Source organism: Streptomyces sp. NPDC002784 (genome assembly GCF_053592135.1).
Map to the genome: position 1 here is coordinate 86,288 of NZ_JBSFVD010000011.1, position 23,560 is coordinate 109,847.

A 23,560-nucleotide genomic window follows, 5' to 3' on the forward strand; every position below is an offset into this window, starting at 1 on the left:
CCGGCCCGCCTCAGGCCGCCTGGGCCGCCGGCAGGGGGTCCGCCCGGTGCAGGGAGCCGGTCACTCCCAGGTCGCTCACGATCGACCGCGCCGCGCGGCGGGCCGAGTGCAGGGCGCCCTGGACGGTGCTGGTGTCCCGGTGGTCGCCGCAGACGTACAGGCCCGCCAGCAGGCGCACCGGGCGGTGCCGGTCGTGCGGGGGGCGCATGGACGGCACCGCGTCCGCCGTGTGGTGGACGGCCAGGGTCTCCCAGCGGGTGGTGGAGGTGCCGTACAGGCGGGCCAGATGCCTGCGGACCGCGGTGTCGAGGTCCGCGGGCGGTGCGCCGAGCACCGTCGACGACACTAGGGCGCGGCCCGCCGGGGCCCGGGCCGGGTCCACCGCGCTGGCCACCGCCGTGTGCGCCACCGGGCCGCCCCGGTCGGCGTCGAGGAGCAGTGCGGCGCCGCTCGACGGCGGCTCGTCCGTCGTGTGGTGGACGACCGTCACCGGATGGAAGTCCGGGACCCGCAGCCCGGGCAGCAGGCCGGCGGCGCTGCGTGCGCCGGTGGCGAGGAGCACGGCGCGGCAGCGGTACACCCCGTGCTCCGCGGTGGTCACCGAGGTCGTGGAGACCGAGGTGACCCGCACCCCCGTGTGCACGGTCCCGGCGGGCAGGGACCGGGCGAGCAGCCGGGGCAGGGTCTCCGCGCCCCCCTCCGGCACGCACAGCCGCCCCTTGGCGAAGGAGTGCAGCGCCAGGTCCGCGCACCGGCTGGAGACCGTCAGCTCCGGATCGCCCAGCAGGGCCGAGAGCAGCGGCCGTACGAAGGTGTCGACCGTGCGGGCGGGCAGGGCGCGGGCCGTCAGCGACCGCCCGGCCGTCGACTCCGGGCGGGCCAGCAGTCGGGCGGCCGGGGTGCCCGCGAGCCGGGCCAGCGCCGCGGCGAGCCGCGCCTGGTCGACCGCCGTGCCCAGCGGCGCGCGGGGCGCCGACGTGGGCCGGGGGGCGCTCGCCAGGGCGCGCACCGTGTGGAGTGCGCCCCTTGCGCCACCCTGGGACGCCGGAGCGCCCACGCGATGGTGGCGTCCGTCGCTGTGCAGCAGGATGTCGGGGGCGAAGGTGCGCAGGGCGAGCGCGTCGAGTCCCGGGGTCAGTCTCAGTTCGGGGTACGACGTGGACATCAGCTGCCCGACGCGGTCGAGCCGGAAGCCGTCGACCTTCTCGGTCGACATGCGGCCGCCCACCTCATGGGCGGCCTCCAGGACTGTGACGCTCACTCCTGCACTGGTCAGCCGTTGCGCCGCCGCGAGGCCGGCGATCCCGGCTCCCACCACGACGACGTCCGCCTGGTACGCGGGCTCAAGCACGTGCCCCTCCTCGAGGTTGCGCGGCCGGTGGAGACGTCATGCCCCCAACAGGCTCCGGGAATACCCGAGTTCGGGTCGAGGTTAGGGCGGCAATCGGTCAGCGGAAGTCGCGCATCGGCAGGGCACGGTCGCACAACGGTCGCATGCGGTCAGCCGACCGGGCTCACCTCGTCACAGCGCGGCCCGTACGGCCGCCTCGGCATCGGGGAACGCGAAGCTGAACCCCGACTCCAGCAGCCGCTTCGGCACCACCCGTGCGCTGCCGAGCACATCCCCGGCCATCTCCCCGAGCACCGTCCGCAACACCGGCGCCGGCACCGCGAACAGCGTCGGCCGGCGCAGCACCCGCCCCATCACCTCGGTGATCTCACGGTTCGTCAGCGGCTCGGGCGCGGTCACGTTGAACGGCCCCGACAGCCCGTCGGCCGCCATCAGATGCCGGATCGCCGCCACCTCGTCGTGCAGCGAGACGTACGACCAGTACTGGCTGCCGTCGCCCATCCGCCCGCCGAGCCCCGCCTTGAACAACGGGAACAGCCGCCCCCAGGCCCCGCCCTGCCGCGCCACCACGAGTCCCGTGCGCACGAACACCGTCCGCACCCCCGCCCGCTCGGCCGGCGCCGCCGCGCCCTCCCACGCCACGCACACCTCGGGCAGGAAGCCGGTCCCCGGCGGCGCGCTCTCGTCGACGGCCCGGTCGCCGGTCTCGCCGTAGTAGCCGATCGCGCTGCCGTTGACGAAGACCCGCGGCGGCTCGGGCAGCGCCGCCATGACCTCGGCGAGCGTCGCCGTGCCCCGCACCCGGCTGTCCCGGATCCGCCGCTTGTACGCGTCCGTCCAGCGCCGCCCGCCCACCCCGGCCCCCGCGAAGTTGAGCACCGCGTCGCACCCGGCGAGCCCGGCCGGATCGACGTACCCGGCCTCGGGGTCCCAGCGGACCTCGTCCTTCGCCCGCGCCGCGCGCCGCACCAGGCGCACCACCTCGTGCCCGTCCGCCCTCAGGGACCGGACCACGGCGCCGCCGATGAGCCCCGACGCGCCCGCCACCACGATTTTCGAGTGTTCCATGGCCCCATCCTCCGCCCGCCGCCCCGCCTGCCCGGTCCGCCACCGCCGTAGGGTGACCCGCATGTCCGAGTCCCGACAGCCGCGCATACGCACCGCCGCGCCCGCCGACGAGGAGCGGCTGGCCCGGCTCGACCGTGACACCTGGTCGACGCTGCACGCGGTCACGCCCCGCCCGCAACCGCCGTACCGCGCCTTCTTCGACGAGCGCCACCTCCCCGAGGACTACCTGGTCGCCGAGCTGGACCGCCGCCTCGTCGGCTACATCCGACTCGCCTTCCCCACCCCGCTCGCCTCGAACGCGCACGTCCGGCAGATCCAGGGCCTCGCCGTGTCCGAGGAGGCGCGCGGCCTGGGGGTGGGGCGCGCGCTGATCCGGGCGGCCGTGGCCGAGGCCCGCCGCCGCGGCGCCCGCCGCCTCACCCTGCGCGTCCTCGGCCACAACACCCCGGCTCGCAAGCTCTACGAGTCCGAGGGCTTCGTGGTGGAGGGCGTCCTGCCCGAGGAGTTCTGCCTGGACGGCGTCTACGTCGACGACGTCGCCATGGGGCGCGCGCTCTGATCTCTACGAGGTTCTGGTCTCTACGAGGTTCTGGTCTCTGCGAGGTTCTGGTCTCTACGACGTGACCAGCTCGCCCGTGTCCACCGCCCGTGTCGCCTCTGCCGCCCGCTCGGCGTCCTCGGCGACCTCGTCCGCGGTCAGCACATAGCCGGTCTCGGCGTCGGAGGTGGAGCGGGCGAAGACCACGCCGTACACCCGGCCCTCCGTGGTCAGCAGCGGGCCGCCGGAGTTGCCCGGGCGGACGGTGGAGCGGATCGAGTAGATCTCCCGGGTCACGGTCTCGTCGTTGTAGATGTTCCGGCCCGTCGCCTGCACCCGGTTGGCGACCGTGGCCGCCTGGAGGTTCAGGTCGCCGTCCTGGGGATAGCCGGCGACGACCGCCGAGTCGCCGCGCGCCGCGCTGTCGTCCCACTTCAGCACCGGCGCGCTCAGCTCGGGCACGTACAGCACCGCCACGTCCTTGTCCGGGTCGAACAGCACCACCCGGGCGTCGTACGCCGGACCCACCCCGCCCACCCGCACGCTCGGCTCGTCGATGCCGGCCACCACATGGGCGTTGGTCATCACATGCCGCGCGGCGTACACGAAACCGCTGCCCTCGCGGCCCTGGGAGCCCGAGACGCCCTCGATCTTGACCGTGCTCCGCTGGGCGGCGCCGGTGGCGGCGGCGGTGACGCTGTCGCCGGTGGGCCGGGCGACCTCGGCGGCCGACTCGTTCTCGAACGGGTTGAACACCTGCGGGAAGCCCGCCTCGGTGAGCGCCGAGGTGGCCCCCGAGAACCAGGCCGGGGTGGTGTCCGGCATCGCGTCCTGCACGGTCCCCAGCACCCGGGAGTCCCGGATCGCCGAGGTCAGCAGCGGCGAGGAGGACGCGGCCAGCACGCTCGCCGCGACCCAGGCCACGATCAGCACGGCCACCGAGTTGGCCACCGCCCCGCCGATGCCGTCCGCCACCCGCAGCGGACCCCGGTCCAGCTCGCGGCGCAGCCGCAGCGCCAGACGCCCCGCCAGCTCGTGCCCCACCGCCGCCGGGACCAGCACCGTCAGCACCGCGGTCACCGTCGCCGCGGTCGTCCCCGGCGTCACCAGCTCCATCACCCACGGCAGCACCCACACACCGATGACCGCGCCGCCCACGAACCCGGCGAGCGAGACGCACCCGGCGACCAGACCGCGCCGGTAGCCGGAAGCCGCGTAGGCGAGGATCGCGAGCAACAGCAGGATGTCGAGCAGGTCCACGGAGCCGCCTTTCTCTCGGACCATCCAGTACGCACGGAACAGGTGCTGTGATCAGCCACGCGCGCGTGTACCCGGAAAACGCCGCAGACCATGACGATGGTTCCACCGGGTGGCAGAGCACACATCGCGGGCGGAGCGGATCCGTCGGACAGTGGGTCCATGCGTGTCTTCCGACCGGCCTTCCGAAGAACGCGGGGGGCACGAAGGCGTCGTCCCGGCCGAATACCCCGTCCGGCGCTCGCCGCACTCGGCTGTCTGCCGGGGCTCGCCGCCGTCACGGCCCTCGCCCTGTGCGCGAGCGGCGTGGAGCGCCCCGCGGCCGGGCGCGCCCTCGCGGCCCGTCCCGCGGCCCTGCACAGCGCCACCCGGCCGCCCATCGTGCCGCGCTCGGCCTGGCTCGACGAGGACACCCGGCGCTCCCAGCCGCCACCGCGCTACGACGACAAGGTCGTGGCCGTCTTCCTCCACCACACCGACTCGCCCAACGCCTACGACTGCGCCGAGGCGCCCCGCATCCTCCGCTACCTGTACACCGGCCAGACCGGCTCCCGGGACTGGGACGACATCGGCTACAACTTCCTCGTCGACCGCTGCGGCACCATCTACGAGGGCCGCGCCGGCGGCGTCGACCGCGCCGTCACCGGCGCCCACACCCAGGGCTTCAACCACCGCACCGCCGGGATCGCCGCCCTCGGCACCTTCACGGCCGGCGCGGAGGTGCCCAAGGCCATGACGGACTCCATCGCCGCGCTGGCCGCCTGGAAACTCGGTCTGTCCGGCACCGACCCGCGCGCCGAGGTCCGTCTGGTCTCCAGCAACAGCCTCAGCCGCTACCCGCGCGGCACCCGCGCCACCCTGCACGCCCTCGCGGGACACCGGGACGGCTACATGACCAGCTGCCCCGGCGCGGCCCTCAGCGCCCGGCTACCCCAGATCCGCCAACTGGCGGCCCACCTCCAGGGCCGCCACTGAGCGTGCGGCACCAAGGGACGCGGCAACGGGGTGAGCCGAACGCGAGGGTTAGGCCCGGAAGCGTTCCCAGAGCCTGGGGTAGCGCTCGGCCAGGGCCGGCTCGTTCTCGAAGTCGACCGGGGTGCCCTGCGGTTCCGTGGCGGCGGGCGGGATGCCGAGGTCCGGGGCGACGGTGCCGGTGAGCTGTTCGTAGGCCTCGTCGGCCGCGTAGCCGAGTTCCTCGCCGTCGCCGTCGAGCTCCTCGTCGAACTCGTCCAGGAGGTCGGCCAGCGCGTCGGGGTCGTGCACCGCGCCCTCGTACACCTCCCGGCCCTGGCCGATCAGCCAGCACCGGAAGAAGTCGAAGGCGTCGTCGCTCGCGCCGTCCAGCAGCACCCAGGCGGCGCCCCACAGATCCCAGGTGTAGGCGCGGTTGTAGCGGGCCTCGAAGTGGCGGGCGAAGTCCAGGACCATCTCCGGGTCCAGCTGCAGCAGCCGGTCCACCAGCAGGTCCGCCTGCTCCTCGGGGTCGCCCTCGGCGGCCTCGCGCGTGGCGTCCACCAGCTCCCAGAACTCCGTCTCGTCCATCACGGGTCCAGCATCGGCCCTTGACGGGTGGGGCGCACGTGGAGTGGTGCGGATTGTTATCGGGCGTCCGCGGTTGTTATCGCGCCTGTTCCGTGCCGTACAGGGCGGCCAGCCGCCGCGCGTCCGCCGCGAAGCGCGCCCGCAGGGAGTCGGGGGCCAGAACCTCGGCCTCCGGACCCAGCGACGCGAGCTGGCTGTGCGCGACCTCCTCGGACTCCACCGGCACCGTCACGCGCACCCACCCGTCCCCGTCCGGCTCACCGGCCCGCGCGAGCGCCTCCCGCGCGGACAGCGGATCGAGGAGGTACGGCAGCCTGCGCGCCCCGTCCGGGGACAGCCGTACCACCACCTCCGCGCGCAGCAGGGACCGCGCGAACTGCTCGGCCCGCTCCTCCCAGAAGGCGGGCAGATCGAACTCCTCGTCCCGCTCGAACCGCTCCTCCCCGGCCTCCACGGCGGCGAACCGGTCGATGCGGTAGACGCGGTACGTCCCGTGCCCGGCGACCCGCGCGCACAGGTACCAGACCCCCGCCTTCAGCACGAGCCCGTACGGCTCCAGCTCCCGCCGCACCTCGCCCTCGCCCCGCCGGTACACCGCCACCACCCGACGGTCGTCCCACACGGCCTCCGCGACGGCGGGCAGCAGCGCGGGCGTCTCGGGCTCCTTGAACCAGTTCGGCGCGTCCAGATGGAACCGCTGGGAGGCGGTCCGGGACGCGTCCCTGAGGGAGGGCAGCAGCGCCGCGGACACCTTCAGCCGCGCGGCGGAGGCGGCGTCGTCGAGGCCCATCTCCCGGAGCGCACCGGGCACCCCGCTCAGGAACAGCGCCTCGGCCTCGCTGCGGTGCAGCCCCGTCAGCCGCGTCCGGTACCCCCCGATCAGCCGGTACCCCCCGGCCCGCCCCCGGTCCGCGTAGACCGGCACCCCCGCTTCCGACAGCGCCTGCGCGTCCCGCGTCACGGTCCGCTCGGACACCTCCAGCTCCCGGGCCAGCTCGGCGGCGGTCATGGAGGGCCGGGACTGCAGGAGCAGGACCATCTTGATCAGGCGGGCGGCGCGCATACGGCCATCATGCAGGAGGCCCCCCACCGAGGTGGGGGGCCTCCTCCTTGACGCCCTGTCCTACCGGCCGTGCCCCTGCGGGCCGTTGTCCTACAGGCCGTACTTGGCGCGCGCTTCCTTCACCGCCGTGGCCTGCGTCTCGCCGCGCTTGGCGAGCTGGGCCAGGGCCGCGACCACGATGGACTCGGCGTCGACACCGAAGTGGCGGCGGGCCGCCTCACGGGTGTCGGAGAGACCGAAGCCGTCCGCGCCCAGCGAGGACCAGTCCTGCTCGACCCACTGCGCGATCTGGTCCGGGACCTGCCGCATGTAGTCGGAGACCGCCAGCACCGGGCCCTCGGCGCCCTGGAGCGCCTGCCGGACGTACGGCACCCGCTCCTCGCCCCGCAGCAGCGCCGCGTCCGCCTCCAGGGCGTCGCGCCGCAGCTCGGTCCAGGACGTCGCCGACCAGACGTCGGCCGCGACACCCCACTCCTCGGCGAGCATCCGCTGCGCCTTCAGCGCCCAGTGGATCGCCGTACCGGAGCCCAGCAGCTGGATGCGCGGGGCGTTCGCCGGGACGGTCACACCCGCCGACTCGGCCGTGTTGAAGCGGTACAGGCCCTTGACGATGCCCTCGTCGATACCGAGCCCGGACGGCTTCGCGGGCTGCGGCAGCGGCTCGTTGTAGACGGTCAGGTAGTAGAAGACGTTCGGGTCCTCGCCGGGCGCCGCCTCGCCGTACATCCGGCGCAGACCGTCCTTGACGATGGCCGCGACCTCGTAGGCGAAGGCCGGGTCGTACGTCAGGGCCGCCGGGTTCGTCGCCGCGATCACCGGCGAGTGGCCGTCCGCGTGCTGCAGGCCCTCACCGGTCAGCGTCGTCCGGCCGGCGGTGGCGCCGATCAGGAAGCCGCGGCCGAGCTGGTCGCCGAGCTGCCACATCTGGTCGGCCGTGCGCTGCCAGCCGAACATCGAGTAGAAGATGTAGAACGGGATCATCGCCTCACCGTGCGTGGAGTACGCGGTGGACGCGGCGATGAAGTCGGCCATCGAACCGGCCTCGGTGATCCCCTCGTTGAGGATCTGGCCGTTCTTGGCCTCCTTGTAGTACATCAGCTGGTCACGGTCGACCGGCTCGTACGTCTGGCCCTTGGGCGAGTAGATGCCCAGGGACGGGAAGAGGCTCTCCATGCCGAAGGTGCGCGCCTCGTCGGGGACGATCGGCACCCAGCGCTTGCCCGACTCCTTGTCGCGGACCAGGTCCTTGACCAGGCGGACGAAGGCCATGGTGGTGGCGACGTTCTGCGAGCCGGAGCCCTTGTCGAAGGAGGCGAAGGCCTTCTCGGCGGGCGCGGGCAGCGGCGCCAGCACGTGCGTACGACGGGCCGGGGCCGGGCCGCCGAGGGCCGCGCGGCGCTCCTGGAGGTACCGGACCTCGGGGGAGTCGGCGCCGGGGTGGCCGTAGGGGACCTGGCCGTCGACGAAGTCGCTGTCCTTGATGGGCAGTTCGAGAAGGTCACGCATCGTCTTGAACTCGTCCACCGTCAGCTTCTTCATCTGGTGGTTGGCGTTCTTCGACGCGAAGCCCTCGCCGAGGGTGTGGCCCTTGACGGTCTGGGCCAGGATCACGGTCGGCGCGCCCTTGAACTCGACGGCGGCCTTGTAGGCGGCGTACACCTTGCGCGCCTCGTGACCACCGCGGGAGAGGTGGAAGCACTCCAGGATCTTGTCGTCGCTCAGCAGCTTCGCCATCTCCACGAGCGCCGGGTCCTTGCCGAAGAAGTCCTGGCGGATGTAGGCGGCGTCACGCGTCTGGTACGTCTGCACCTGCGCGTCCGGTACCTCGCGGAGCCGGCGTACCAGCGCGCCGGTGGTGTCGAGCGCGAACAGCTCGTCCCACGCCGTACCCCACAGCGTCTTGATGACGTTCCAGCCGGCGCCGCGGAACTGGGCCTCCAGCTCCTGCACGATCTTGAAGTTGGCGCGGACCGGGCCGTCCAGGCGCTGCAGGTTGCAGTTGATGACGAAGGTGAGGTTGTCCAGCTCCTCGCGGGCGGCGAGCGCGAGGGCCGCCGTCGACTCGGGCTCGTCCATCTCGCCGTCGCCGAGGAACGCCCACACGTGGGAGGCGGAGACGTCCTTGATGCCGCGGTGGGTGAGGTACCGGTTGAAGCGCGCCTGGTAGATGGCGGAGAGCGGACCGAGACCCATGGAGACGGTCGGGAACTCCCACAGCCAGGGAAGGCGGCGCGGGTGCGGGTACGAGGGGAGGCCGTCGCCGCCGGACTCCTGGCGGAAGCGGTCGAGGTGGTGCTCGTTCAGCCGGCCGTCGAGGAAGGCGCGGGCGTAGATGCCGGGGGAGGCGTGGCCCTGGATGTAGAGCTGGTCACCGGAGCCGTCCGCCTCCTTCCCCTTGAAGAAGTGGTTGAAGCCGGTCTCGTACAGCCACGCGGCGGAGGCGAAGGTGGCGATGTGGCCGCCGACGCCGTACTTCGAGCCCCGGGTCACCATGGCGGCCGCGTTCCAGCGGTTCCAGGCGGTGATCCTGCGCTCCATCTCCTCGTCACCGGGGACGGCCGTCTCGGCGGCGGTGGGGATGGTGTTCAGGTAGTCGGTTTCCAGCAGCTTGGGCAGCGCGATGCCGGTGCCCTCCGCGCGCTCCAGGGTGCGGCGCATCAGGTAAGCCGCACGGTGCGGGCCGGCCGCCCTGGCGACCGCGTCGAGGGAGGCCTGCCATTCGGCGGTCTCCTCCGGGTCCCGGTCGTGGAGCTGGTCGAGCTCGCTCGGCTGGATGGCGTTGGGGTCGGTCATGTCGCCGCCTTCCTCAGTCGAAGGGGGTTCCCTCATCGGTAAGGGTTCGGGGGTGCCCTTGGTCTTTGGCAGGACAGGGCGTGGGTCTCGGTTCAGACCCGTCGGCGACTGTAACTCCCTGATCGATGATCGATCAAAGGGTTGAAGGGGAAAACCTCTCGATAACGAGAAAGTCGGCACGGGGTGCCTCGCCCTGAGACACCGGGTGCCGTCTGTTTATGCAGGTCGGACGACGTATGAGCGGGGGTCCGCTCAGGGTTCGTGGCGCGGGGCGCAGCCGAGGACGTGCGCCTTGACCAGCTCCGCGATCCGCGGGTCCCGCCGCCGGAAGGCCTGCACGAGCTCCTCGTGCTCCTCGGCGTACGACTGCTGGACGGTCCCCAGCCAGCGAATGGAGAGGGCGGTGAAGACCTCGATGCCGAGCCCTTCCCAGGTGTGCAGCAGGACGGAATTCCCGGCGGCCCGCACCATCTCCCGGTGGAAACCGACGGTGTGCCGCACCTGCGCCGTCCCGTCGGCGTTCCGGTCCGCCTCGTACAGCGCGGCGACGTGCGGCTCCAGCGCGGAACAGTCCTCCGCGAGCCGCGCGGCCGCCAGCTCCGCGGCGATGGCCTCCAGGCCGGCCCGTACCGGGTAGCTCTCCTCGAGATCGGCGGCGGTCAGATTCCTGACCCGTACGCCCTTGTTGGGCGCCGACTCGATCAGCCGCAGCGACTCCAGCTCCCGCAGCGCCTCGCGCACCGGCGTCTGGCTGACCTCCAGCTCGGTCGCGATCCGCCGCTCCACGATCCGCTCGCCCGGCTGCCAGCGTCCGCTGATGATCCCTTCCAGGATGTGCTCGCGGATCTGTTCGCGCAGCGAGTGGACGACGGGCGCGGTCATGAGGGCTCCTTAGGGCGCGCGTTTGACGCTTAGACAATACGGCCGTCGGTCCGTCTCGGAGGGGCGCACAGGGGGGCTTTCACGCAGGTGAGACGAGGCTTACACGGCGTACGGCGCGAGCCGCGCCCAGTGGCTCGGCTGCGAGTGGCGTCGCGCGGCCGAGGCTCGTGTGCGGTTGATCGCGCCCATGCGGCGGTGTCGCACATCGACACAGCCCGCGCTCATGGGGCGTCGCCGTCGGCCTTCCGTAACAGCGGCGCCCCACCCGGAGAATTTCCGGACGGGGCGCCGTACAGGCAGAAAGCCCAGCTGAGTTACAGGCCGAGCTCGACCTCGAACTCGCCCGCCTCCAGGATCGCCTTGACCGCCGTCAGGTAGCGGGCCGCGTCGGCGCCGTCCACCAGGCGGTGGTCGTAGGACAGGGTCAGGTACGTCATGTCGCGGACGCCGATGACCGGGCCCTCCTCCGTCTCGATGACGGCCGGGCGCTTGACCGTGGCGCCGATGCCGAGGATCGCGACCTGGCCCGGCGGCACGATGATCGTGTCGAAGAGCGCGCCGCGCGAACCGGTGTTGGAGATGGTGAAGGTCGCGCCCGACAGCTCGTCCGGCGTGATCTTGCCGGCCCGGACCTTGCCCGCCAGGTCGGCGGTGGCCTTGGCGATACCGGCGAGGTTGAGGTCACCGGCGTTCTTGATGACCGGGGTCATCAGGCCCTTCTCGGAGTCCACCGCGATACCGATGTGCTCGGTGTCGAAGTAGGTGATGGTCCCCTCGGCCTCGTTGATCTTGGCGTTGACCGGCGCGTGGGCCTTCAGCGCCTGGGCCGCGGCCTTGACGAAGAACGGCATCGGGGAGAGCTTGACGCCCTCCCGGGCCGCGAACGCGTCCTTGGCGCGGGCGCGCAGCTTCATCAGGCGGGTGACGTCGACCTCGACGACCGAGGACAGCTGCGCCTGCTCGTGCAGCGCCTTGACCATGTTGTCGCCGATGACCTTGCGGATGCGGGGCATCTTGACGGTCTGGCCGCGGAGGGGGGAAGCCTCCAGTGCCGGGGCCTTCTTGGCGGCGGCGGCCGGAGCCGCGGCGGCCGGAGCCGGAGCCTTCGCGGCCTCGGCGGCGGCGATGACGTCCTGCTTGCGGATGCGACCGCCGACGCCGGTGCCCTTGACGGTGGCCAGGTCGACGCTGTTCTCGGCGGCGAGCTTGCGCACCAGCGGGGTGACGTAGGCGCCCTCGTCGGTGGCCTGCGCGGCGGGCGCCGGAGCGGCCGGAGCGGGGGCGGCCTGGGCCGGAGCGGCGGGAGCGGCCGGCGCGGGGGCCGGGGCAGCGGCCTGAGCCGGAGCGGCCTGGGCCGGGGCGGCGGGGGCGGCCGGAGCAGCGGGAGCCTGAGCCGGGGCGGGGGCCGGGGCGGCCTGGGCCGGAGCGGGCTCGGGCTCGGGCGCCGGAGCGGCAGCCGGGGCCGGGGCCTCGGGAGCCGGGGCAGCGGCCGGAGCCGCACCCGGCGCGCCGATGACGGCGAGCTTGGCGCCGACCTCGGCCGTCTCGTCCTCGCCGACCGTGATCTCCAGCAGCACACCGGAGGTGGGCGCCGGGATCTCGGTGTCGACCTTGTCGGTGGAGACCTCGAGCAGCGGCTCGTCGGCCTCGACGCTGTCCCCGACCGACTTCAGCCAGCGGGTGACGGTGCCCTCGGTGACGGACTCACCGAGCGCGGGCAGGACGACGTCGGTGCCCTCGGCGGAGCCGGAGCCGGCAGCGGCCTCGGCGGTGGGAGCCGGGGCCGGAGCCGCCTGCTCCGTGGACGGCTGGGCGGCCGGGGCCGGCTCGGGAGCCGGCGGGGCCGCCTCCTCGGCGGCCGGAGCCTCGGCGGCCGGGGCTTCGGCGGCAGCGGGCGCGCCCGTGCCGTCGTCGATGACGGCCAGCTCGGCGCCGACCTCAACGGTCTCGTCCTCGGCGACCTTGATGGAGGCCAGGACACCGGCGGCAGGCGAGGGGATCTCGGTGTCGACCTTGTCGGTCGAGACCTCGAGCAGCGGCTCGTCGGCCTCGACGCGCTCGCCCTCGGCCTTCAGCCAGCGGGTGACAGTGCCCTCGGTGACGCTCTCGCCGAGCGCCGGAAGGGTTACGGAAACCGGCATGGTTTCGGTTGCTCCTAACGGATTGCGGAAGTCTGTGTCGTCGCTTCGTCGACCGAGGGATCAGTCGTGCGAGTGCAGCGGCTTGCCCGCGAGGGCCAGGTGGGCCTCGCCCATCGCCTCGTTCTGCGTCGGGTGGGCGTGGATGAGCTGGGCGACCTCGGCGGGCAGCGCTTCCCAGTTGTAGATCAGCTGAGCCTCGCCGACCTGCTCGCCCATGCGGTCGCCGACCATGTGGACGCCGACCACGGCACCGTCCTTCACCTGGACGAGCTTGATCTCGCCCGCGGTGTTGAGGATCTTGCTCTTTCCGTTGCCCGCCAGGTTGTACTTCAGAGCGACGACCTTGTCCGCGCCGTAGATCTCCTTGGCCTTGGCCTCGGTGATGCCGACGGAGGCGACCTCCGGGTGGCAGTAGGTCACCCGCGGGACACCGTCGTAGTCGATCGGGACGGTCTTCAGACCGGCCAGACGCTCCGCCACCAGGATGCCCTCGGCGAAGCCGACGTGCGCGAGCTGGAGGGTCGGGACGAGGTCACCGACGGCGGAGATGGTCGGAACGTTGGTGCGCATGTACTCGTCGACCAGGACGTAGCCGCGGTCCATGGCGACGCCCTGCTCCTCGTAGCCCAGGCCCTGGGAGACGGGGCCGCGGCCGACGGCCACCAGCAGCAGCTCGGCCTCGAACTCCTTGCCGTCGGCGAGGGTGACCTTGACACCGTCCTGGGTGTACTCGGCCTTCGAGAAGAAGGTGCCCAGGTTGAACTTGATGCCGCGCTTGCGGAACGCGCGCTCGAGCAGCTTGGAGGAGTTCTCGTCCTCGACCGGGACGAGGTGCTTGAGGCCCTCGATGACGGTGACGTCCGCACCGAAGGACTTCCAGGCGGAGGCGAACTCGACGCCGATGACACCGCCGCCGAGGACGATCGCCGACTTCGGCACCCGGTCCAGGACGAGGGCGTGGTCCGAGGAGATGATGCGGTTGCCGTCGATCTCCAGGCCCGGCAGCGACTTCGGCACGGAGCCGGTCGCCAGCAGGACGTGGCGGCCCTGGACACGGCGGCCGTTGACGTCGACGGAGGTCGGCGAGGAGAGGCGGCCCTCACCCTCGATGTACGTCACCTTGCGGGAGGCGATGAGCCCCTGCAGCCCCTTGTACAGGCCGGCGATGACGCCGTCCTTGTACTTGTGGACGGCCGGGACGTCGATGCCCTCGAAGGTGGCCTTCACGCCGAACTGCTCGCTCTCGCGGGCCTGGTCGGCGATCTCGCCCGCGTGCAGCAGGGCCTTGGTGGGGATGCAGCCCCGGTGCAGGCAGGTGCCGCCGACCTTGTCCTTCTCGATCAGGGCGACGTCCAGGCCCAGCTGTGCCCCGCGCAGGGCCGCGGCGTAACCACCGCTACCACCGCCGAGGATCACTAGGTCGAAAACGGTGCTGGCGTCGTTCGCCACGTCACGTCCTCCATGCATGTGCGCCACGCCGGTCTCCAGTGACCGGTCGGCGGCTGGTGTCCGGCCGCTCTTTGCTTTCGGCCCTTCGGTGGGGGCCCTGTCCTGCCGAGCCCCATCTTCGCACTTGTCGGCATCGGGCGAGACGGCGGGCCGACGTGTGAGACACCACACGCGGCGGTGATCCACCCGTCCTCGAGCGGCGGGGCCTCGCGCTACCCGCGAGCGAGGCCCCGCCGGACCGGATCAGCCCAGGTCGCCGGCGGCCGTCAGCTCGGCGAGCCGCACCAGGGTGCGCACACCGGAGCCCGTGCCGCCCTTCGGCGTGTAGCCGAACGGCCCCTGCTCGTTGAAGGCCGGGCCCGCGATGTCGAGGTGCGCCCAGGTGATGCCGTCGCCGACGAACTCCCGCAGGAAGAGGCCCGCGACCAGGCCGCCGCCCATCCGCTCGCCCATGTTCGCGATGTCGGCGGTGGGGGAGTCCATCCCCTTGCGCAGGTGGTCCGGCAGCGGCATCGGCCAGGACGCCTCGCCGACCTCCTCGGCGGCCTCCACGATCGCCGTACGGAAGGCGTCGTCGTTGGCCATGACGCCGAACGTCCGGTTGCCCAGCGCCAGCACCATCGCGCCGGTCAGCGTCGCCACGTCGACGATCGCGTCCGGCTTCTCCTGCGAGGCCGCCCACAGGGCGTCGGCCAGCACCAGCCGGCCCTCGGCGTCGGTGTTGAGCACCTCGACGGTCTTGCCGCTGTACATCCGCAGCACGTCACCCGGGCGGGTGGCGGTGCCGGAGGGCATGTTCTCGGCCAGCGCCAGCCAGCCGGTGACGTTGACCGGCAGACCCAGCCGCGCCACGGCGACGACGGCCGCGAACACCGCCGCCGCCCCGCTCATGTCGCACTTCATCGTCTCGTTGTGCCCGGCGGGCTTCAGCGAGATGCCGCCCGAGTCGTAGGTGATGCCCTTGCCCACGAACGCGAGGTGCTTCTTCGCCTTCGAGTGCGTGTACGACAGCTTCACCAGCCGGGGGCCCGCCGCGGATCCGGCGCCGACGCCGAGGATGCCGCCGTAGCCGCCCTTCTGGAGGGCCTTCTCGTCGAGCACCTGCACCTTGATGCCGTGCTCCTTGGCCGCCACCTGGGCGACCGCGGCGAACGCCTCCGGGTTGAGGTCGTTCGGCGGGGTGTTGATCAGGTCACGGGCGCGGTTGAGCTCCTCGGCGACGGCGGCGGCCCGTTCGAGCGCGGCCTTGAACGCCTTGTCCCGCGGCTTCCCGCCGAGCAGGGTGACCTCGCCGAGCGGCCCCTTGCCGTCCTTGCCGCTGTCCTTGTACGCGTCGAAGGAGTACGCGCCGAGCAGCGCGCCCTCCGCGACGGCACCGGCGTCCGCGGCGTCGGCGAGGGGAAGAGCGAAGGCGGCCTTCTTCGAGCCGGCCAGCGCACGCGCCGCCGCACCCGCGGCCTTGCGCAGCGCCTCCGCGCCGTACCCGGCGTCCTTCTCGGGCTCCGCGCCGAGGCCGACGGCCACCACGAGGGGGGCCTTGAAGCCGGACGGGGCCGGGAGCTTGGTCACCTCGCCCTCGCCGCCGGAGGCACCGAGGGTCTCCAGGACGCCGGCGAGCCTGCCGTCGTAGGCCTTGTCCAGGGCTTCGGCGCCCGGGGCGACCACGGGGCCCTTGGCGCCCTTGGCGACACCGATCACGATCGCGTCGGCCCGCAGGCCGGGCGCCGCGGCGGTGCTGAGAGTGAGAGCAGTCACGGTGGTGAAATCTCGCTTCCGATGTGAAGTTGCAGTGGCCGAGAGGTGTGGGTCGACCGGGCCCGCGGGCCGACCCTGTTCGGCTGAACGGGTGCGGGCTCAGCGGGGCCTTCCCCGGTGCGGCTGACACTCGGGACGAGCCTACGCGCGTACGGTCCGTTCGCTCATTCCTGCGGGCGTTCACCTGTCGGTGGCGTCATGGCCGCTTACCGGCCCTCACTCCCGGTGAGCTGGGACACACTCATCGCGTTCCGGTGAGCCGGTGGCTCGCCGCTTCGCATGATTGCCAAGGATCCTCCCCGATTCGGTTCCGTCCAGGGGGGGCTTCTGGGGGAGGGGACGACACATGGCGCACCGTGCGCGCAGATGGAGAAGGACCGCGGCCGCCCTGACGGTCGCGGGAGTGATGACGCTGGGACCGGGGGTGCCCGGCGCCTCGGCGGCCGTGGATCCGCGCGTCGACCTGAGGGTGCTGGTGGTGGACGACGGCGGCAGCGCCGTGCGGGCCATCGCCGCCCAGTTGCGCGGCACCGGCATCCCGTACACGACGATCGACCTGAACGATTCGGCACGCCCCGCGGTGACCGCCGCGTTCCTCAGCGACACGGTCGGGGGCCGCCCGCGCGCCAAGTTCCAGGGCGTCGTCCTGCCGAACGAGGCCCCGTTCGGCAGCGGTTCCGCCGAGCAGACCGCGCTGGAGACCTACGAGCGGACCTACGGCATCCCGCAGGTCGACGCCTACACCTGGGCGCACCCGGGGGTCGGCCTCGACTTCACCACCGAGGGCGGCTGGTCCGGCAGCCTCGACGGACGCCGGGCCGCCGTCACCGACGCGGGGAAGTCCTCGTCCTTCGGCTACCTGGACGGCGCGTTCCGGTTCGAGGACAACGCCCCCACGATCCAGGAGAGTTACGGCTACGTCGCCCGCCCCCGCGCCGGCTTCACCAGCTACGTCGACGTCCCCGTGCCCGACGGCACCGGGCGCGGCAGCCTGATCGGGGAGTACGCCCACGACGGGCGCCGCGAGCTGGTGGTGACCTTCGCCTACAACCAGCACCAGCAGCAGTTCCGGGTCCTGGCCCGCGGCATCGTCGAGTGGCTGACCCAGGGCGTGCACCTCGGCCAGGACCGCAACTACTTCGCGGTGCACGTCGACGACGTCTTCGCCCCCGACGCCCGCTGGGACACCGAGCGCAACTGCACCCCCGGCGACATCGACTGCGTCGGCGGCGGCGAGGAGACCGACCCGATCCGCATGACGGCCGAGGACGCGGGGTACGCCGCCCAGTGGCAGCGCACCCACGGCTTCACCATGGACATGGTCTTCAACGCCGGTTCCGGCGAGGAGTGGAAGACCGAGCACGGCGGCACCGACCCGCTCGCCGCCCGGATGCTCGCCGACAAGGCGCAGTACCGCTGGATCAACCACACCTGGACGCACCCCTTCCTCGGCTGCGTCCAGGACACCTCGACCGTGCCGTGGAGCTGCGCGAAGAACGCCGACGGCTCGACGAAGTACATGAGCCGCGCCGAGATCGCCGCGCAGATCCGCGACAACCACAACTGGGCCGTGGCCAAGGGCCTCCCCGTCGACCGCACCGAGCTGGTCACCGGCGAGCACTCCGGGCTGAAGACGCTCCCGCAGCAGCCGGTCGACAACCCGAACCTGGCCGGCGCCCTCGCCGACAACGGCGTGAAGTGGATCGCCTCGGACAACTCCCGTGAGCCCGAGCAGCGCGCGGTGGGCGCCGCCCTGACCGTGCCCCGGCACCCGATGAACGTGTACTACAACACCGGCACCGAGGCCGAGATGGCCGACGAGTACAACTGGATCTACGCCTCCGCGGAGGACGGCGGCAGCGGTCTCTGCGCGACCAACCCCGCCTCCACCTGCCTCGACGAGCCGCTGGACCCGGCCACCGGCTTCGACGAGTACATCGTCCCGCAGGAGGCCCGTATCGCCCTCGGGCACGTGGTCGGCAACGACCCGCGCCCGCACTACGCCCACCAGTCCAACCTCGCCGAGGACCGGCTCCTCTACCCGGTGATGGAGAAGGTGCTGGCCGACTACCGGGCACTGTTCGCCGACAACACCCCGGTGGAGAACCTCACCCAGAAGGCCATCGGCACCGAGCTCCAGCGCCGCGCGGCCTGGCGTACGGCGGTGGCGGACAACCGGGTCACGGCGTACCGCATCGGCACGACCGTGACGGTGAGCGCCCCGTCGGGAACCCAGATCCCGGTGACGGCACCGGAGGGCACCAGGAAGCAGCTGGTGCTCGGCACCACCGTGTTCGGCACGCCGTACGCGGGCGAGCGCTCGGCCTGGACCACACCGGCGACGCTGCAGTCGGCGCTGACGCTGAAGCTTCCGTCGGCCTGAGCCGGCCCGCGCACCCCGGAACCTGACCACCCGGGGTGCGCGGTCGGTCCGTAAGACCCGTTCTGCAGGGGGGAACTCACGCATGAGGCGATCGGGCCTTCATGTCACCATGCTCACCGAAGGCACCTACCCGCACGTCCACGGCGGCGTCAGCACCTGGTGCGACCAGCTCGTCAAGGGCATGCCGGAGGTCGACTTCGACATCGTCTCGCTCACCGGCAGCGGCCGCGAACCCGTCACCTGGGAGCTGCCGCCCAACGTCCGCCGGCATGTCACGGTGCCGACCTGGGGGCCGCGTCCGGGACACCGGCGGGCCCCCTTCGGCCGGGCCCGCCGCCGCTTCCTCGACTCCTACGAGCGCTTCCTGCTCTCCTTCCTCGACCCCGAGGCCGGCTGCGACTTCGGCGAGGCGCTGTACGAGCTGGCCCAGCTCGCCCGCGCCGGGCAGCTGTCCGCAGCGCTGCGCTCCGAGTCCGCGCTGCGGTCGTTGCTGTGGATCTGGACGATGCCGCATTTGCCGACGGCCGCCGCCGGGCCCACCGTGCACGACGCGCTCACCGCGACCGACCTGCTGGAACACGCGCTGCGCCCGCTGGGCACGCGGATCCCGGAGGACTCGGTGGCGCACGCGGTGAGCAGCGGACTGGCCACGCTGCCCGCGCTCGCCGCCCACCGGCTGGACGGCGTACCGTTCCTCCTCACCGAGCACGGCATCTATCTGCGCGAGCGCTACCTGGGCTATCGCAGCGCCGAACAGCGCTGGCCGGTGAAGGCGTTCATGCTCGGCTTCTACCGTGAACTCAATTCACACGGGTACCGGGCGGCCGACCTGATCACACCGTGCAACCGGTACAACCGCCGCTGGGAGGAGCGCGGCGGCGCCGACACCGGCAAGATCCGCACGGTCTACAACGGCGTCGACCCGCATGCCTTCCCGCACGCCGGCCCCGAGCCCGACATCCCCACCCTCACCTGGTGCGGCCGGGTCGACCCCATCAAGGACCTGGAGACCCTGCTCCACGCCTACGCCATGGTCCGCGCCGAACTCCCCGAGACCCGGCTGCGGCTGTTCGGCCCGGTCCCGCCCGGCGGCGAGGCGTACCGGACGAGACTGGAGAAGCTCGCCGCCGAACTCGGCGTCACCGACGGCCTCACCTTCGAGGGCCGCATCAGCGAGGTCTGGCGCGCCTACGCCGCCGGACACGTCGTCATGCTGTCGTCGATCTCCGAGGGCTTCCCGTTCTCGATCATCGAGGCCATGTCCTGCGGCCGTACGACGGTCTCGACGGACGTCGGGGGAGTGCGCGAGGCGGTCGGCGACACCGGACTGGTCGTCCCGCCGCGCGAGCCGGAGAAGATGGCCGCGGCCGCCCTCACCCTGCTCAGGGACGGCGAACGCCGCCTGGCCCTGGGCGAGCTGTCCCGGCAGCGGGTGATCGACCGGTTCACCCTGCGCCGCTCCGTGGACGCCTTCCGGACGATCTACCAGGAACTCGCGGGTCTGCCCGAGGTGTACGAGCCGACCGTCGAGACCGTCGCCGACTGGACCCTCGAACTGCGCGACCCCTGGTACGAGAAGGTCGCGACGGACGGGACCGACTGGTGAGCGGCGGCCTCCGGATGCCCCCGGGCGCCCCCGGCACCCTGCCCGTGATCCCCCGGCAGCGCACCCCCGGCCGGGCCGGACCCGACCCGGTCGACGAACTCGCCGAGCGGCTCGACGACTTCGTCGCCGCCGCCGTCCACCCCGACGAGATCGCCGCGCTGCTGGAGTCCGACGGCCTCTCGGACGACCAGATACGCGAGCGCTACGGCGTCAGGAACTCCTTCGCGCTGGCGGAGGAGCTGTACGAGCGGGTGACCCGCCGCTACCCCGAGCCCGAGGGCCCCGCCCCCGACCCGTGGCGGGCCGGCCTCCTGGGCTGTCTCCTGCGGGGCGTCGTCTTCGCCCTGCCCGGCTTCGGCTACGTCCTGGGCGCCCCCCTGCTCGCGGGCCCCCCGGGCGACCACGGCCTCCCGGCGGGCACGGTTCCGCTGCTGGCCGCCGCCCTGTTCGGCTGGGCCTGGAACCAGGGTCTCGCGCACCGGGCGTACACCTGGCTGGGGCTGGGCGACAGGGCCGCGGCCCGGCGCTCCCTGCTGCTGGGCGGGCCGGCCGGGGCGCTGCTGGGCGCCCTGGTGGCCCTGCTCGCCGCCGGTACGGCGGCCCCGGCGGCGGTCGCCTTCGCGGCGGGGCAGTCCTGCTACCTGGGCGCGGCGACGGCCCTGCTGGTGCTGGGCCGCGAACGGGCCCTGCTGGCGGCCCTGCTGCCGATGACGGCCGGGGCGGTCCTGGCGCTGGTCCACCCCGTGCCGGACGCGGCACGACTGTCGCTGCTCCTCGGCTCGGCGGCCGCGGTGGCGGTACTGGCCGTGCTGGCGGCGGCACCGCGCGGCGGCACCCCGACGGCGGCCCCGGAACCGGGCACCGTCCCCCTCGCCGCCTCCCTCCCCTACGCCCTCTTCGGGCTCGGCACCGGGGTCCTGGTCGTGTACGCGGCCCTCGGCGACGTCCTCGCGGGCGACGGGCGCTCCGCCGTGGCCGCCCCCGCCGCCGTGGCCCTCACCCTCAGCATGGGCCCCGCCGAATGGCTCCTGCACCGCTTCCGCAGCCGCTCCCTCGCCGGACTGCGGGCCAGCAGCACCCCGAGGGCGTTCCGGCGCACCACCGCCCGCACGGTCGCCGTCTGCCTCGCCGCCTACCTGGCCGCCCTGCTCACTCTCAACCTCGTCACCACCGCCCTGTGGCCGCACGCCCCCGCCGTCTCCGGCCTCCGGCTCGCCGGACTGCTCCTGCTCGGCGTGGTGATGTGGACGGGCCTGCTGCTCCAGTCGTTCGGCGCGGTCACCGGCGCCGCCCTGATCTGCGTCCTGGCCGCCCTGGCCCACACGCTCGCCCTGGTCACCCACACCGGCGGCCCGCACACCGTGGGCGTGGCGGTGTACGGGGCGGCGGCCGTGGCGCAGTCCGCACTGGTGTGCGTCCTGCTGGGAAGGGCGACCGCCCACAGATGAAGAACCTGCTGGTGCCCTACTACGAGCACCCCGCCGTCCGCCCGGCCGAGTGGGACGCGGTCGTCGCCGCCGCGCCGCGCCTCTACGGCGTGATCCTCAACCCGGCCAGCGGTCCCGGCGACCGCCCCGACCCGGCCTTCGCCGACCTCGCCGCCCGGCTGCGCTCGGCGGACGTCCGGGTCCTCGGCTACACCGACACCGGCTACGGCCGCCGTCCCCACGCCGACGTGCTCCGCGACCTCACCCGGCACCGCGACTGGTACGGCACCGACGGCGCCTTCCTCGACCAAGTCGCCACCGGCCGGGAGGAGTTCGCGCACTACCAGCGGCTCGCGGTCGCGGCCTGGGGCCTCGGCAGCGCCACCCTCGTCCTCAACCACGGCACCCCACCGCACCCCTCCTACGGCCGCATCGCCGACGTGCTGGTCACCTTCGAGGGCACCTGGTCGACGTACCGCGAACTGCCCCCGCGGCAGGAGAGCTACGGCGCCGGGGTGCGCGTATGCCATCTGCTGTACGGCGTCCCGGCGGGCGTCGACGCGGAGCGGCCGGCGCGGGCGCGCGGGGCCACCGTGCACTGCGCGGTGCCCGGAGTGGGAGATCATCCCTGGGGTACGTTGCCGCACGCCTTGGAGCCCGCCCGGTGAGACGCCTGTACGCGCTGGCCGCCCTGTTCGTCCTGCTGCTCGCGGGCTGCACCACCGCCTCCGACGGCAAGCCGCCGGGCGCCCGCTGGCAGCCCCGCCCCGGCACGGACTGGCAGTGGCAGCTGAGCGGACGCCTGGACACCTCCGTCGACGTGCCGGTCTACGACATCGACGGCTTCGACCACTCGGAGCGGACGGTCGAGGGCCTGCACCGGGACGGCCGCAGGGTGATCTGCTACCTCTCCACCGGCGCCTGGGAGGAGTTCCGCCCGGACGCGGCGGAGTTCCCCGACGAGGTGCTGGGCCGGGGCAACGGCTGGGAGGGGGAGCGCTGGCTGGACATCCGCCGTACGGACGTACTGGAGCCGCTGATGGCGGCCCGGCTCGACATGTGCCGGGACAAGGGCTTCGACGCGGTGGAGCCGGACAACATGGACGGCTACCGCAACCGCACCGGCTTCCTGCTCACCGCCCGCGACCAGCTCCGCTACAACCGCCTGATCGCGAAGCTGGCCCATGACCGGGGCCTGGCCGTCGGCCTGAAGAACGACCTGGACCAGATCCCGGAACTGGTGGGGGACTTCGACTTCGCGGTGAACGAGCAGTGCGCGCAGTACGGCGAGTGCGGCGCGCTCAAGCCGTTCATCGACGCGGACAAGGCGGTCTTCCACGTGGAGTACGAGCTGCCGACCAGCCGCTTCTGCACCGACTCCCGTCGGCTGGGCCTGAGTTCGCTGCTGAAGAAGTACGAGCTGGGGGCGTGGCGCGAGCCCTGCTAGAGGCCGAGCGTCAGCACGACGAGGGCCCCGGTGGCGGCGGTCTCCGCGACCCCGCCGAAGACATCGCCGGTGACCCCGCCGAAGCGCCGGACGCAGCGGCGCAGGAGCAGTTCGGCGACGGCGAGGGCGGCGAGGACGGCGAGGGGGGCGCGTACGGCGTCACCGGCGCCCAGGAGCGCCCCGGCGGCGCCCGTGCCCAGGGCGACGGCGACGGTCACGGCCACCGCCGAGCGCACCGGCACCACCCCGGCGACGGCCGCGCCGAGCCCTTCCGGCCGGGCGGCGGGCACCCCGGCACGGGCGGCGAGGGTGAGCGCCAGCCGGGCGGCGACGGCGCTGACGAGGGCGGCCAGGGCACCGCGGGCCCAGGAGTCGGCGTAGAGCTGCGCGAGGGCGGCGACCTGGGCGAGCAGGACGAACAGCAGGGTGATGACGCCGAAGGGCCCGATGTCCGACTGCTTCATGATCCGCAGCGCGTCCTCGGCGGGCTTGCCGCTGCCGAGCCCGTCGGCGGTGTCGGCGAGGCCGTCGAGATGCAGCCCCCGGGTGAGCAGAGCGGGTACGGCGGCGGAGGCGACGGCGGCGAGCAGCGGCCCGGCGCCGAGGCAGAGCAGCACCAGCCCGAGGGCGCCGGCCAGGGCCCCGACGACCAGCCCGACCACGGGAGCGCCGAGCATGCCGCCGCGCGCGGCGTCCCGGTCCCACCGCTCGACCCCGACCGGGAGAACGGTGAGGGTGCCGAAGGCGAAACGGAGGCCGTGGAGGGCGGGAGCGCGGGACATCCGGGCAGGCTAGCCGCACCACTCCCACGGCCCAACACCGGCCGCGGCCCCGTCCCGGCCCGGGCACACTCGCCCC

General features: G+C 73.1%; 18 protein-coding genes. 7 read left to right on the top strand and 11 right to left on the bottom strand.

Annotated elements, in window-relative coordinates; genetic code table 11:
- Nucleotides 1-10 precede the first annotated feature (10 nt).
- Together ACWD1Z_RS20540 and ACWD1Z_RS20545 are read right to left on the bottom strand one after the other, a co-directional pair.
- On the bottom strand, nucleotides 11-1,351 hold the full coding sequence (locus ACWD1Z_RS20540; protein ID WP_451120516.1) for an NAD(P)/FAD-dependent oxidoreductase: 1,341 nt from the start codon (nucleotides 1,349-1,351) through the stop codon (nucleotides 11-13).
- Nucleotides 1,352-1,522: 171 nt separating this feature from the next.
- Nucleotides 1,523-2,419 (bottom strand): TIGR01777 family oxidoreductase, encoded by an 897-nt coding sequence (locus ACWD1Z_RS20545; RefSeq protein ID WP_451120517.1) that lies wholly within the window; start codon nucleotides 2,417-2,419, stop codon nucleotides 1,523-1,525.
- Nucleotides 2,420-2,480: 61 nt separating this feature from the next.
- Here ACWD1Z_RS20545 and ACWD1Z_RS20550 point away from each other — a divergent pair, with 61 nt between their 5' ends.
- Nucleotides 2,481-2,978 (top strand): N-acetyltransferase family protein, encoded by a 498-nt coding sequence (locus tag ACWD1Z_RS20550; RefSeq protein ID WP_451120519.1) that lies wholly within the window; start codon nucleotides 2,481-2,483, stop codon nucleotides 2,976-2,978.
- Between the two features lie 54 nt (nucleotides 2,979-3,032).
- On the opposite strand, the gene ACWD1Z_RS20555 is transcribed toward ACWD1Z_RS20550, so the two are convergent.
- Nucleotides 3,033-4,217 carry a MarP family serine protease gene (locus ACWD1Z_RS20555; protein ID WP_451120521.1) on the bottom strand — a complete coding sequence of 395 codons (1,185 nt, stop codon included), beginning with the start codon at nucleotides 4,215-4,217 and terminating at the stop codon, nucleotides 3,033-3,035.
- 159 nt (nucleotides 4,218-4,376) lie between these two features.
- Between ACWD1Z_RS20555 and ACWD1Z_RS20560 the strand changes: the two genes are divergently transcribed.
- Nucleotides 4,377-5,189, top strand: a complete 813-nt coding sequence (locus ACWD1Z_RS20560; RefSeq protein WP_451120523.1) for a peptidoglycan recognition protein family protein — start codon at nucleotides 4,377-4,379, stop codon at nucleotides 5,187-5,189.
- A gap of 48 nt (nucleotides 5,190-5,237) precedes the next feature.
- Here the strand turns inward: ACWD1Z_RS20560 and ACWD1Z_RS20565 are convergent, their stop codons facing one another.
- The 7 genes from ACWD1Z_RS20565 to ACWD1Z_RS20595 form a co-directional block, all read right to left on the bottom strand.
- Nucleotides 5,238-5,756, bottom strand: a complete 519-nt coding sequence (locus tag ACWD1Z_RS20565) for a DUF4240 domain-containing protein (protein WP_451120686.1) — start codon at nucleotides 5,754-5,756, stop codon at nucleotides 5,238-5,240.
- A 76-nt stretch (nucleotides 5,757-5,832) separates the two neighbouring features.
- A complete protein-coding gene (locus ACWD1Z_RS20570; protein ID WP_451120525.1) occupies nucleotides 5,833-6,819 on the bottom strand; it encodes a helix-turn-helix transcriptional regulator in 987 nt (328 codons plus the stop codon).
- Between the two features lie 90 nt (nucleotides 6,820-6,909).
- Nucleotides 6,910-9,612, bottom strand: coding sequence for a pyruvate dehydrogenase (acetyl-transferring), homodimeric type (aceE, locus tag ACWD1Z_RS20575; RefSeq protein ID WP_451120526.1), 2,703 nt, complete (start codon nucleotides 9,610-9,612; stop codon nucleotides 6,910-6,912).
- 252 nt (nucleotides 9,613-9,864) lie between these two features.
- A complete protein-coding gene (locus ACWD1Z_RS20580) occupies nucleotides 9,865-10,494 on the bottom strand; it encodes a GntR family transcriptional regulator (protein WP_451120528.1) in 630 nt (209 codons plus the stop codon).
- Between the two features lie 314 nt (nucleotides 10,495-10,808).
- Nucleotides 10,809-12,635, bottom strand: a complete 1,827-nt coding sequence (gene sucB, locus ACWD1Z_RS20585) for a 2-oxoglutarate dehydrogenase, E2 component, dihydrolipoamide succinyltransferase (RefSeq protein ID WP_451120530.1) — start codon at nucleotides 12,633-12,635, stop codon at nucleotides 10,809-10,811.
- A 60-nt stretch (nucleotides 12,636-12,695) separates the two neighbouring features.
- Nucleotides 12,696-14,084, bottom strand: a complete 1,389-nt coding sequence (lpdA, locus tag ACWD1Z_RS20590) for a dihydrolipoyl dehydrogenase (protein ID WP_451120531.1) — start codon at nucleotides 14,082-14,084, stop codon at nucleotides 12,696-12,698.
- A 243-nt stretch (nucleotides 14,085-14,327) separates the two neighbouring features.
- Complete coding sequence (locus ACWD1Z_RS20595; RefSeq protein ID WP_451120533.1) at nucleotides 14,328-15,839, bottom strand: leucyl aminopeptidase; 1,512 nt, start codon at nucleotides 15,837-15,839, stop codon at nucleotides 14,328-14,330.
- Nucleotides 15,840-16,185: 346 nt separating this feature from the next.
- Here ACWD1Z_RS20595 and ACWD1Z_RS20600 point away from each other — a divergent pair, with 346 nt between their 5' ends.
- The 5 genes from ACWD1Z_RS20600 (at nucleotide 16,186) to ACWD1Z_RS20620 (ending at nucleotide 22,702) form a co-directional block, all read left to right on the top strand.
- Nucleotides 16,186-18,222 (top strand): hypothetical protein, encoded by a 2,037-nt coding sequence (locus ACWD1Z_RS20600; RefSeq protein ID WP_451120535.1) that lies wholly within the window; start codon nucleotides 16,186-16,188, stop codon nucleotides 18,220-18,222.
- Between the two features lie 82 nt (nucleotides 18,223-18,304).
- The gene (gene pelF, locus ACWD1Z_RS20605; protein WP_451120537.1) at nucleotides 18,305-19,828 is read left to right on the top strand and encodes a GT4 family glycosyltransferase PelF; all 1,524 of its coding nucleotides are present in this window, start codon (nucleotides 18,305-18,307) and stop codon (nucleotides 19,826-19,828) included.
- A complete protein-coding gene (locus ACWD1Z_RS20610) occupies nucleotides 19,825-21,276 on the top strand; it encodes a hypothetical protein (RefSeq protein WP_451120538.1) in 1,452 nt (483 codons plus the stop codon). Before pelF ends, ACWD1Z_RS20610 begins: the two co-directional genes overlap by 4 nt.
- Nucleotides 21,273-21,923 (top strand): spherulation-specific family 4 protein, encoded by a 651-nt coding sequence (locus ACWD1Z_RS20615; protein WP_451120540.1) that lies wholly within the window; start codon nucleotides 21,273-21,275, stop codon nucleotides 21,921-21,923. The genes ACWD1Z_RS20610 and ACWD1Z_RS20615 overlap by 4 nt, the downstream gene beginning before the upstream one ends.
- Nucleotides 21,920-22,702, top strand: coding sequence for an endo alpha-1,4 polygalactosaminidase (locus ACWD1Z_RS20620; RefSeq protein WP_451120541.1), 783 nt, complete (start codon nucleotides 21,920-21,922; stop codon nucleotides 22,700-22,702). The genes ACWD1Z_RS20615 and ACWD1Z_RS20620 overlap by 4 nt, the downstream gene beginning before the upstream one ends.
- Here the strand turns inward: ACWD1Z_RS20620 and ACWD1Z_RS20625 are convergent.
- On the bottom strand, nucleotides 22,699-23,484 hold the full coding sequence (locus tag ACWD1Z_RS20625; protein WP_451120542.1) for an adenosylcobinamide-GDP ribazoletransferase: 786 nt from the start codon (nucleotides 23,482-23,484) through the stop codon (nucleotides 22,699-22,701). The genes ACWD1Z_RS20620 and ACWD1Z_RS20625 overlap by 4 nt on opposite strands.
- Nucleotides 23,485-23,560: the final 76 nt, after the last annotated feature.